This window comes from Rhodococcus sp. BE178 (genome assembly GCF_050433545.1).
Taxonomy (GTDB): Bacteria; Actinomycetota; Actinomycetes; order Mycobacteriales; family Mycobacteriaceae; genus Prescottella.
Genome location: NZ_JBNPXA010000019.1, coordinates 12675 through 23946, shown reverse-complemented (window position 1 = coordinate 23946; position 11272 = coordinate 12675). Strand labels below are relative to the sequence as shown.

The following is an 11272-nucleotide window of genomic DNA, read 5'->3' as shown; positions in this document are numbered from 1 at the left end:
TACGATCTCCTCCAACTTCTTCCCGAAATTCGGTCGCCGGAACCCCAACGCCGCAAGAGATTCAACACCGATTCCGGCCGTATGGACGAACAAGGAATACCCGTTGCCAAAATCGCAATTCTAAAGCCTGCACCCCACTACGGCGCTGCAACATTTTCCCGACTCGCACCAATTAGCCAATCGCACCCGCCGCAGATCGGAAGCGGCTACATTCTCACGGCCCCCAGATAAGCCGTGCAGAGGTGGTGAGCCTTTTGACGGTCGACGAATCAGACATGACAACCTTCACGAATGAAGCGAACCTGCGCCGCCATTCAAGGGTAGATAGCTTCCGATATCCGAATCAGACAATGCAGATACGTCGGTCGGCATACACATCGTCGCAGCGTGCGAAGCAACACCGTAGTAGCTCACTGAAACCAGGAAGGTCAAGAAGTTCGCAGGGTTCCCGTACTTCCCCGCCGACCCATTCGTTGCAACAACGGCATCCAATTCATTCGCCGTTGTCGAAATGGACACCGCTGGAAGTTGAAAAGACGTCGTACTAGTGGGTCCACCCACAGCAGGAGCGGTTAGTCCAGCAACCGATCCGTTCGATCCAGAGGGACTCGCCCCCGCGATGGTGGCTCCGCCGGACAGCGCGATGTAATCGCCGCCGGGATCTGCGGCACCAGTCGCGTTTACCCGCGTGACCGAAGAGGGACCCACCAAACCAATTCCGGTACCCGGAACGACCGACGCAGAAACAAACGTGGATGGGTTGATCTTGTACAGCAGCCTAAACCTCGACATCGCCGTCGCCAGAGTTCCCGCCGGTACTGATGGCCCGGTAGGCGTGTTGGCAAAAGTTCCGACTCCGGTCTGAAGGTGATAAACGCCAGAGCTCGGGTGAGATACCTCGATTGACATGGTATTACCCGGAAGGTGGCTGTTTGGAAACAACGTCGTGGGAGACTTTCCCAGACATCCTGTATCGAACATATTGGTTAACGTGTGCGCCGAGGCCGGCGGCGCGAGCGCCGCCACCATCCCAAAAGAGAGTGCCACAGCGCCGTTCGCCAAACCAATGATTTTCTTGCGCCACAACAATGAGAACAACTCCGACCTCCCGCATTTTGTACTCGACCCACACTGATCGAATAACCGACAAGAGCAGAAGCTTTGGATAACCACCCCCCGGATTCGGTGCCGCTACCAAAGCCAGTTAAGCACGACGAAGGACCCATCAACCACATTTCGGAGAATCCAACAGCCACCGAATTATGATCTGACTCACAATTTGCACCGGCGTCTATCTTGCGTCTGCCGTGGATTGGGACGGCCGGCCGCCGACGGGTTCGTCTCACGATTTCGATGGTCCCGCGCCGGATCCCGCGCCGCGAGCAACTGTCTTCCAAGTACTAGCGGGAAGGATCAAGTGCGCAGTTGCGGCGCGACCTCATGGACCAGGGTTGTCCAACGGGAGACCACTCGAGGCTCGAGGACGGAAGAGGGAAGGACACCGTGTCCGCTCAGGGGATGCCGCAGGCATGGCCCAACGCAGGCGCGCTGCAGGCAGGGACAAAGGCTCTGCCGGGAACCGCCAGAAACCTTCCGCGATGCGCGCGACAGTAGTTGGCCACAGCGCCACCCATCCGCTAGTCCGAATACCTCCGGGCCCCGAGAGATATCGGATCCCGTCCCTTCCGCCGGCCGGGTCCGGAGCCCCACTGGGCACGTCGCGCTACGGACCGCCGAACGCCCGCCTCCGCCGCGAACAGGCTGCTACTCAGCCCGCGATGTCGGGTTTGAAATCAGCTGTAGACGTCGCATCGACGGATGGTCATTGTCTTTCTGTTGAGGTAGAAGAAGACAACGGCCTGCACCCCATCGGCAGTGCACGACACTGTCACGGTATCGCCCGCCGCAATGATCTTGACGATATCTCGAACGTCCTTGCCCCCAAGGAGGTTCCGAGCCGCTTGATCTCCGGACTGACTGGCATGTACCAGGTCGAGAACGGACCGCTTACCCGCTTCGCCGACGCTGTTCCTCGAGCGGCCGTACGCGTGTGCCCCTCCCACTCCTTGCAGTCGAATCATCCGCGCGACCGTGCGCGCTCGGATACGAAGCACGGTCGGACCCACACCCCGGACTTGCGCAAACATGGGTCCGGGCTCCCAGTGCGAGGCGTGTCGACGGATGCGAGGCACCTCCTCGTCCAGAGTGACCTCATAGAGTAAGTGCATTGGCGCACGCGCAGTCACTCCACCTGGGAACCCTACTTCGATGGTCACATCACGGACCACCGACAGCCCGGTCACAATGTCGTCTCGCTCTTGGTGAAACCGAATGTTGTTCGGCTCGATGAATGTGTCCCAGAACCGCGACAAGGGTCCGCGTCCCCGGGACCCGGACTTCTTGTCGAATCCTCCACCGATCACCGGACGTCCACCCACCGGGTCCTCCACTGTGTGGTCCTCAGCGAACAGCTCGAGCCATGCCGACTTGTCATGAGCTGCGAGCGCAGTGGGAGACTTTCGCACCAGACTGCGAAGTTCGTCGGTCGTGATCGACCTCGAGACTGTCGATTGCCGGTTCATCGATGTGACTACCCCCCGGTCGAAACAGATGGCGTCCAGAAGTATTCCATTGGGAAAGGAGCGGTATGGAGCCGAACGCACCATCCCAGCATCCCCTCAGATCGGGCGCTCCTCCACATCTAGGAAGTTGCGGCCATCGTCGACTCGACACCCTGCGACGCGGGGCATCGCTATACCGGCGCGAGTCGCCCTGTCAGCCAGCGATCGCCGTCCTTGTGCATCTCCATCCGCACCCGGCTGCCGGTGGTGGCGGCGTCCGGCATTTCCTCACTGGTCGTGATCTGGTTGACGTACAACAGGACCACTGCGTCGTCAGGGCTCGCCGATTCGATCGCCCCCGCCTGCACTGTGGCTTCGACGGTGATCTTCTTCTCCTTGGCGCCCGGCGCGATCGTTTCCTTCACCAACTTGTCGTAGTCGGCCTTGAAGTCACCGGTGAGACCGTCACCGGCGGCAGCCAACTGCTGGTCGACGTCGTTGAAGTTGTAGGACAGCATCGCCGTAGCCTGAGCCGTTGCCGCCTGGACCGCGTCGGTCCTGGCTTGTTCGGTGGCCCGATCCTGCAGGTAGCCCCAGCCCAGAAACCCGACGCCCACCAGCAGGGCTGCAACCACCACGCCGGCGACGGCCACGAGCGCCGTCGGCAACGAGGACTTCACGGGCACGGACTCGGACGCGAGCTCGGTCGGCGGCAAACCTGTGTCGGTGCTCATAGCAGCGCCCTCGTTCTCAACACTCTTGTCGGTCACGGCACGAACTCCACTTTCGAAGCGGTCAACGTCCCGTCGTTGTCGGTCACCGTGACTCGCATCCGGAAGTCACGCGTACCGTTCTGCGCTCCGTCGGGGGTAGTCACATCGGCGCGCGCGGACACGAGAACCTTTGCAGTGTCCTCGCTGTCGCTCTCGATTCCGGACGCGACGATCCGGCCCACCGTGGTCACGCCGGCTTCCTTCACGATGCTGACGAACGGGTCCTCGCGGCCATCGAACTCGGACTTGAACTCGCCGCTCGCCCCCGCCAGGATCTTCTCGACGTCTTCCTTGGCAGTCTCCGGCTTGATCGTCGTGAGATTGAGGACCGTCTGCTGAGCGGTTCCCATGAAGGCTTCTCGCCGGGCGTCACGATCATTGGCGGCCATCCGCTCGAACACCAACCACCCACCGACCCCGAGAAGCGCCACGATCACCAAGCCCACAGCGATCATGGCCGCCAGCGCACCGCGGCTCCGACCGGGTTCGGTCGAGGCGACCGGGTTCCGATCGTCCGACGCAGCCTCCCCCGCCGGACCCGAGAGGTTTGCCGCCTCGGTGTCCGCGGAGGATTCCGTCGCCGAGGCATCCACGACCGGCGTCCGGGCCTTCTCCAACGTGATAATGCCTGTGGGGCCGGTACCCGAGTCGGCAGACTGTACGTTCTTCACCGACTGTGCGCCGTCGCCGTTCGCCGGTCCCGCACTGCGACTGGCACGCCGACGTGTCGGCCGCTTGTACTCGTCGGGTGTCAGCCCTGCTGACGTGTCATCATCGTCTGCCACGTCGTGTCCTCTCTCGGTGTTCCTCCCGCAAGCCCCGGCTGCGAGTACAGCAGGCCGTCGGGCCCGACGTACTTGCCCGTCGTCGGGTCGTAGGGGCGCGCTGTGGCAGGCACATTCGCGCTCCCGACGCTCGCCGGAGCCGTCGTGTACGAGGGTACAGACGGATCCTGCGGCGGCCCACTGGGCGGGTTGTTGCCCAGCGGAACGTATCCGGCTGCGCTACCGCACTCCTCGGGCGAAGCGGCCCTCTTGTCCGGGAACTCCATGCACGGGTAGTTGCGCGCACCGCGAACCACACTCGGGTCGTCCTGGGCCACCTTGCAGAAGAGGTCCGACGGCGTGGGAGGCGTCGTCCTCTCGTTCGGTGCACGCCACTGGTCGGCCGGGAGGAAGCCCGTGGTGCACGGCGGCGGATCGTTCACCTGCAGCGCGAAGTTCACGATCGCGCCGTCGTCGATCGGCCCGTTCATCGCCATGGTCAGCAGCGACGCCACCAGCGGCGGATAGATCACGAGCACCTGCTCGATGCTCTTGTGGTAGATGGTGGAGACCTCACCGACGCTCACCAGATTGGCGAGCAGCAGCGGCAGGGTCGGCTTCAGCTCCTGGAACAGGGCATTGGCCTCGGTCGCGGCGTTCGGCGTCTGCGCCAGCACACTTCGAATCTGGGGATCGCTGGCGCGCAACTGGTTCGAGAAGGTCACCAGGTTCTGTGTCCACGCACGGATCGCGTCGCTCGTGACCACTTGCGTGTCAAGCAGGCCCTCGGCCTGTTCGATCAGTGTCTTGGTGGCGTCCGAGTTGGCGTTGGCCTCCTGGACGAACAGGCGCGCCGAGTCGATGAGCCGCTGCAGGTCCGGGCCGGCGCCGTTGAACGCCTTGAACGACTCGTCGACGACGGTGCGCAACTGGGTGTTCGAGATACTCTGGACGAGAGTGTTCGCCTGGTCGAGCATCACGCCGACGTCCTGTGGAATGCTCGTGCGGTCCACGGGAATCACGTCCCCGTCGGTGAGGTACGGCTCCGAATCTGTGCGCGGAATCAGGTCGACGTACTGCTCACCGACCGCGGACACGCTCTTGACCGCCGCGTCGAGGTCCGCGGGGATGTCGTAGCTGCTGCTGATGGACAGCTTCGCGTCCACACCGTCCTCGGTGAGCACGACGTCCTCGACCTTGCCGATATTGGTGCCGCGGAACGCGACATTGGCGTTGACGTACAGCCCACCGCTCGAGGGCAGCTGCACGGTCACGCGGTTCTGCCCGATGCCGAACAGCGCGGGCAGTTGCACGTACTGGGTGCCCATCACGACCAGACCGATGACGGTCAGGATCGAGAAGATCACCAACTGAATGCGGACGAACCTCGAGAGCATCATGGCGTCGGCGCTCCTAGTTGCGGAAGGCCAGGAATCTGCAGCGACGGAATATCGTCCGCCGTCGCAGGTTTGGGCTGGGGCTGGATCAGATCAGGCTTCTTCGGCTCGGGGATCTTGAGCGGATCGTTGGTCTGGCCGGCAGTGCCCGCCAACGTCCCGAGCGCGCCCTCGACACCTGCGAGTGTCGGCCCCAAACCCGTCGAGTCGATGAAGTTGCTGGTCAGGCGCTCGTTGGTCAGATCGATCATCATGTTGAGGTTCGCGTAGTCACCCTGGAACACCTGATCCATGTATTTCATCGTGAACGGGAAGGTCAGCATCAGCGACAGCACCTCGGTCAGGTTGTTACCCGTGCTGGCGAGCTGCTCCAGAAGCGGTGACAGCGAAGCAAGATTCGCCTTCAGATCGTCGCCGCTCTCGTTGATGACCCGCGTCGCGGTGTCACTGAAGTTACCCAGCGCCACAAGCGCATTCGTCAGGTTCTGACGCTGCGCCACCAGCACCTCGAGGGCAGGCGGAATCCCGTCGAGAGCGCGGTTCAGCGTGTCGGTCTGCTGGTTCACCGTGCCGGCCAGTCGATCGATCCCTTCCATGGCGGAGATGATCTGCGTGCGCTGATCGTCGAGACTGCCCACAAGCTGATCGAGTTGCGGTAGGAGGTCCCTGATCGAATCCTCGCGCCCGCCGAGGGCCGCGTTGAGTTCCCGGGTGATGTCGTTGATCTGCGCCAGGCCACCGCCATTGAGCACGACCGACAGGGACGAGAGCGTCTGCTCCGTCGTGGGGTATGCGCCCGCTCGCTCGAGCGGGATGACGTCCCCGTCCTTCAGGGTTCCCTGCGGGGCGATGCCCACCGGGGGCAACAACTCGAGGTGCTGCGAACCGAGCAGGCTGGTCTGCCCGATCTTCGCCGTCGTGTTGGCCGGCAACTGCACATCCTTGTTGAGCGACACCGTGACGAGGGCGTGCCAGTCCTGTACCTCGATGCCGGTGACCGCGCCGACCGTCACGTCGTTCACCCGAACCGGTGAGTTCTGCGACATAGTCGTCACGTTCGGCATCTGAACCTGCACGGTGTACGAGTCGTCTCCTCGGCCTTCGGTGCCCGGCAACGGAACCGAGTTGAGACCGTTCCACTCGCAGCCTGTCACGGCCAGCGTGAGGGTGAGGGCGATGGCCGACGTGGCCAGCACTCGGGTTCGCTTACGGTTCCCGGTCATCGCCCACCTCCCGGATTGAGCAGTTCGCTGAGGTCCTTGGGCACCTGGACCGACGGCATAGTGAAGAGCGGCGCAATCTCGGAGGAGGACGGTCCCGACGGCGCCCGCGCCGGCACCTGGCCGGCGAGACTCGGCGGGCTGAACTCGATCTGCTCTGGCAGCGCACCCTGGGAATCCGCTACACGCGTCAGGATCGCCGGGTAGTTCGTCGTGATCGAGTTGAGCACCGGGCCGAGGAACTGAGCACAAAGGTCTGCCGATCGATCCGAATCATTGGTTTCGAGCCCCGCGATGAGGCCACAGACCATATTGATCGGGTTCCTTGCGTTGCTCGCGGCAATAACACCGTTCACCGATCCCTGCTTGGGGGTGTAGATGTCCTTGAAGTTCGCCAGGGCGTTCGGTGCGACATGCAGAATCTGCTCGAGCTGCGGGCGCTTCTCGACGAGCACCGAGGTCGCGTCCGCCAACCGGCCGACCTGCTCGGTGAGTGAGGCGCGGTTCTCGGTGACGAAGCGGTTCACGTCGCCGATCGCGACGTCGAGATCCTGCAGCGCCGTGCCGAGTTCGTCACTGGTGTCGGCCAGCAGCGACGACACGGACTGCAGGCGTCCGCCGAACTGCACGATCTGCTGGTTGCTCGACGCGAGTGCCGACACGAACACCTGCAGGTTGCGGATCGTCGCGAACAGATCGGTTCGCCCGTCAGACAGGGTCTTCATCGTGTCGGACAGCTCGCGCAGTGTGCTGCGCAGTGCATCACCGTTGCCGTCGAGATTGTCCCCGACGGTGTCGATGAAGTTGCCGAGCGAGCCCTGATCGGCACCGCCCTGTGGACCGAGTGCGTCCGACAGCTTCGTCAGCTCCGTCTTGATCTCGTCCCACTCCACCGGAACAGCGGTGCGCTCCATCGGAATCTCAGCACCGTTTGCCATCGCCTCTCCCCCGGTGTACACCGGGGTGAGCTGCACGAACCGCGCAGCGACGAGGCTGGGCGCGATGATGACCGCCTTGGCGTCGGCCGGGATGTCCACCGAGCGATCGACGTTCATGACGACCGTCGCGCCGGTTCCGGTGGGGTCGATGCTCTCGATCGAGCCCACCGTCACACCGAGCACTCGAACGTCGTCGCCGGCGTACAAGCCTGTGGTGGAGGGGAACTGCGCCGTGATGGTGGTCTTTCCGAGCCCGGGGAACAGGTAGATCACCCCGGCCACGAGAAGGGCAACCACGACGACGGCAGCACCACCGATCGTCAGCCACTTCTTCCTGGTACTTGTCTGCTGCTGTTCGTCGCTCATCGGTTCGGATCCTTGAGCTCGGTCGTCAATGGCGGGAGCTGGGCGAGGTCCTGCGGCACATGCTCGGGCCACAACAGTTGATCGACCGCAGTCTGCGTGAGCGCGCTGACGCTGAAGTTCGCGACATACGCCATGAAGAACGGGCCACTGCCGACAGCCTCGCCCAGCGAACGCGCGTACGGCGCCAGACCCTCGAGCGCCTGGCCGATGTTGTCCTTGTTGTTCTGCAGGTTCGCGACGACCGCGTTGAGCTTGTCGAGCGTCGGCTTCATCTGCTGCTCGTTGTCCTGAACCAGACCGGTGAGCTGCTGCGAGACGGCCGAGACGTTCGTGATCAGCTCACTGATCGCGTTGCGGCGACGGTCGAGTTCGCCGAGCAACTGGTTGCCGTCGAGGATCAGCGTGTTGATCTGGTCGCTGCGGTCCGCAAGGATCTTCGTCACGCCCTCGGCCCGGCCCAGCAGGTCCTTCAGGGACTCGTCTCGCGAGTTGATGCTCTGGGACAGGCGAGTGACGCCGTCGAGCGCGGCGCGCAATTCGGGCGGGGTGTCGGAGAGCGTCTCCGACACCGCGTTGAGCGACTCGTTGAGCTGGTTCGTGTCGAGATCCGAGACGGTCGAGGTGAGGTCCCCGAGCGCATCGTTGAGCGAGTACGGAGAGTTGGTGCGCTCCAACGGAATGGTGCTGCCGACCTTCATGACGTCCTCGCCCTCGGAGGTCACTTGAAGCGACTTGCGTCCGAGGATCGTGTTGGTCTTGATGTCGGCGCCCGAACTGCCGCCGAGGCGAATACCCTCGTTCATCGAGAAGGCGACCCGCACTTCGGCACCGTCGAGTTCGATACTCTCCACCTTGCCGACGTTGACGCCGGCGAGGGTCACGAAGTCGTCGGGCATAAGCCCGCCCGCGTCCTCGAACAGCGCCTCGTAGCGCACGTTGCCGAACAGGAACGGCAGTCTGTCGTACTGCAGTCCAGCCAACACCAGGCACGCCGAGACAGCGACACCGATGATGCCGATGCGCGTGAGATTCCGCTCACCCTTGGCCATCGAATGCACACCTCCCCGTTGTCTGAAGCGGTGTGGTCGGCAGGTCCACCCGCAGCTCCTTCCCGTCGGGCCCGGAGAACTTGAACGCCACTTCGCACGTATAGAACTGGAAGAACGCGCCGTATGAACCCGTGCGGATCAGCTTCCGGTACGCCTCAGGCAACCGCTCGAGCACCCAGTTGATGTCGTCCTGGCCGTTCTGCAGGTTCGTCGCGAGATCGCTCGCGTGGGCGATCGTCGACTGCAGATCCGGACGTGCTCCTTGGAGCAGCTGCGCAAGATCGTCGGTCGCCGTGGCGATCTTCGGGATCGCGGCTCCGATCGGGTCCTTGTCCTGCGCCAAGCCGCTCACCAATTGCTGGAGCTGGTCGATCGTCGACGAGAACTGGTCACCCTTGTCGTTGATGGTCGTCAACGTGGTGTTCAGATTCGTGATGACGTCGCCGATCAACTTGTCCCGGTCGGCGAGCGTCGACGTGAACGAACTGGTGTTGCCGAGCAGCGACACCAGCGTGCCGCCCTGTCCCTGAAGGACGTGCAGCAGCGCGCCACTCAGATCGTTGACCTGCTCAGCGCTGAGTCCCCGGAGCAGCGGCTTGAAGCCACCCAGAAGCAGGTCGAGGTCGAGGGCCGGCGCTGTCTGCGACTCCGGGATGGTCCCGCCCGTGTCGAGCGGCGCCGTCGAGCCCTCGCCCTCGAGCAGTTCGAGGTACCGGTCACCGACGAGGTTCTCGTAGCGGACCGTGGCCCGGGTGCTCTGCACCAGAGGGTATTTCGCATCGACGTCGAACGTCACCTTGGCGAGGTTGTCGGAGTTCACCTCGACGCCCTTGACCGTGCCCACGGGGACACCCGCGATCCGCACCTTCTCCCCGGACTTGAGACCGGACGCGTTGGTGAACACCGCACGGTAGCCGTCGGTGCTGCTGAATCGGGCCTGACTGAACACGATTGCCAGACCGGCGAAGATCAGCACCATGACAGTGGTGAACGCAAGGAACTTGACTGTGGTCGCGCGCATCACTTCCGACCCTCCGCAACCGGGGTTCCGCCGTAGAGCATCTGGAACAGCGTGGGCATGCTCAGGGTCGACTTCGTCGCCGGCATGTACGGGGTGTTCGCGTTGTCCGTCACGACGAACGGCGCGTTGCCGTCACGCCGCGGGTCGAAGTCGGGCAGGCCCCAGCAGCTCGGACCACCCGTGGCGTTGACCTTGGGTAGATCCCTCGGATACGTGTACGGCTCCAGTCCCGCCAGGAAGCTCGAGCTCATCGCGAACCCGGCCTGACCACCGCCCTCGATCTGTTCGGCCATCGGGCGGGCCTTGTTGAGCCCGACGATGAGGCACGAGATGGCCGGCGAATATCCGGACAGCAGAGCCGTGGTCGGCTCCAGCAGCGCAAGCGACCGCGTCAGGTTCGCCTCGTTGTCGGTGAGCAACTGGTTGCCGTTGTTCGCGAGGGCCACAGCGTTCTCCAGCGTCATGCGCAGGTTCTCCCGCTCCTCGACGATGCTGCCGCTGGTCGCGGTCAGATTGCCGAGCAGTGTCATCAGGTCCGGTGTGACGTCGGCGTACGTGTTGGTCACGGTGGCCGCAGCGTCGAGATCCCGCTGCAGTTGCGGCAGAGTCGGATTCATCTTCTTCAGGTACGCATCCGTCTCGCCCAGCAGCTCTCCCAGCTCGTTACCGCGCCCATTGAGCGCCGACGAGATGGCACCGAGCGTCGCGTTGAGCTTCTCCGGCTCGATCTGCTGCAGCAGCGTCGACAGGTTCTGGAACAGCGTGTTGAACTCGACAGTGACGCTCTCGGCGCCGATCACCGAGCCCGGCTGAAGGGACTTGGGCGACGGATCGCTCGGAGTAACGAAGTTGACGTACTTGGCGCCGAACACCGTGGTCGACTTGATCTCGACGGGAGAGTTCGCGGGAATGAGGTGCATCTGCGACGGATCCATGTCGAGCTTGATCCGGGCCTGGCCGTCGACCTCGTCGATCGAAGCCACCCGACCGACTTCGACACCACGGAGTTTGACCTTGGCGTCGGGTTCCATGACCAGGCCTGAGCGTGAGGCTGTCACCGTGACCGGTTCGCTCTTCGTGAATCCACCGACGAACATCGTCAGCGCCACCACGACGATCGCCACGAGGCCGAGCACCATCACGGCCGCAGCGAGTTTCGTCTTCCACCTTGCTTCGGGCATCG

At 63.4% G+C, this 11272-nt stretch carries 10 protein-coding genes; all 10 read right to left on the bottom strand.

The annotated features are described in order from the left end of the window. Positions 1 to 285: 285 nt before the first annotated feature. Positions 286 to 1098: a hypothetical protein gene (locus J2X34_RS25105; RefSeq protein WP_429520040.1), complete on the bottom strand. Its 813-nt coding sequence runs from the start codon at positions 1096 to 1098 to the stop codon at positions 286 to 288. A 695-nt stretch (positions 1099 to 1793) separates the two neighbouring features. Next, positions 1794 to 2582 carry a nuclear transport factor 2 family protein gene (locus J2X34_RS25100; protein ID WP_429520089.1) on the bottom strand — a complete coding sequence of 263 codons (789 nt, stop codon included), beginning with the start codon at positions 2580 to 2582 and terminating at the stop codon, positions 1794 to 1796. A 170-nt stretch (positions 2583 to 2752) separates the two neighbouring features. After that, a complete protein-coding gene (locus J2X34_RS25095; RefSeq protein ID WP_429520039.1) occupies positions 2753 to 3295 on the bottom strand; it encodes a h domain protein in 543 nt (180 codons plus the stop codon). A gap of 32 nt (positions 3296 to 3327) precedes the next feature. Next, positions 3328 to 4119 (bottom strand): hypothetical protein, encoded by a 792-nt coding sequence (locus tag J2X34_RS25090; RefSeq protein WP_429520038.1) that lies wholly within the window; start codon positions 4117 to 4119, stop codon positions 3328 to 3330. Further along, complete coding sequence (locus tag J2X34_RS25085) at positions 4086 to 5498, bottom strand: MCE family protein (RefSeq protein ID WP_429520037.1); 1413 nt, start codon at positions 5496 to 5498, stop codon at positions 4086 to 4088. Before J2X34_RS25085 ends, J2X34_RS25090 begins: the two co-directional genes overlap by 34 nt. After that, a complete protein-coding gene (locus J2X34_RS25080; RefSeq protein WP_429520036.1) occupies positions 5495 to 6718 on the bottom strand; it encodes an MCE family protein in 1224 nt (407 codons plus the stop codon). Before J2X34_RS25080 ends, J2X34_RS25085 begins: the two co-directional genes overlap by 4 nt. Continuing rightward, positions 6715 to 8019 (bottom strand): MCE family protein, encoded by a 1305-nt coding sequence (locus tag J2X34_RS25075; RefSeq protein WP_429520035.1) that lies wholly within the window; start codon positions 8017 to 8019, stop codon positions 6715 to 6717. The genes J2X34_RS25080 and J2X34_RS25075 overlap by 4 nt, the downstream gene beginning before the upstream one ends. Beyond that, complete coding sequence (locus J2X34_RS25070; RefSeq protein ID WP_429520034.1) at positions 8016 to 9068, bottom strand: MCE family protein; 1053 nt, start codon at positions 9066 to 9068, stop codon at positions 8016 to 8018. Before J2X34_RS25070 ends, J2X34_RS25075 begins: the two co-directional genes overlap by 4 nt. After that, positions 9055 to 10089, bottom strand: coding sequence for an MCE family protein (locus tag J2X34_RS25065; RefSeq protein ID WP_429520033.1), 1035 nt, complete (start codon positions 10087 to 10089; stop codon positions 9055 to 9057). The genes J2X34_RS25070 and J2X34_RS25065 overlap by 14 nt, the downstream gene beginning before the upstream one ends. Continuing rightward, on the bottom strand, positions 10089 to 11270 hold the full coding sequence (locus J2X34_RS25060) for an MCE family protein (protein ID WP_429520032.1): 1182 nt from the start codon (positions 11268 to 11270) through the stop codon (positions 10089 to 10091). Before J2X34_RS25060 ends, J2X34_RS25065 begins: the two co-directional genes overlap by 1 nt. Positions 11271 to 11272: the final 2 nt, after the last annotated feature.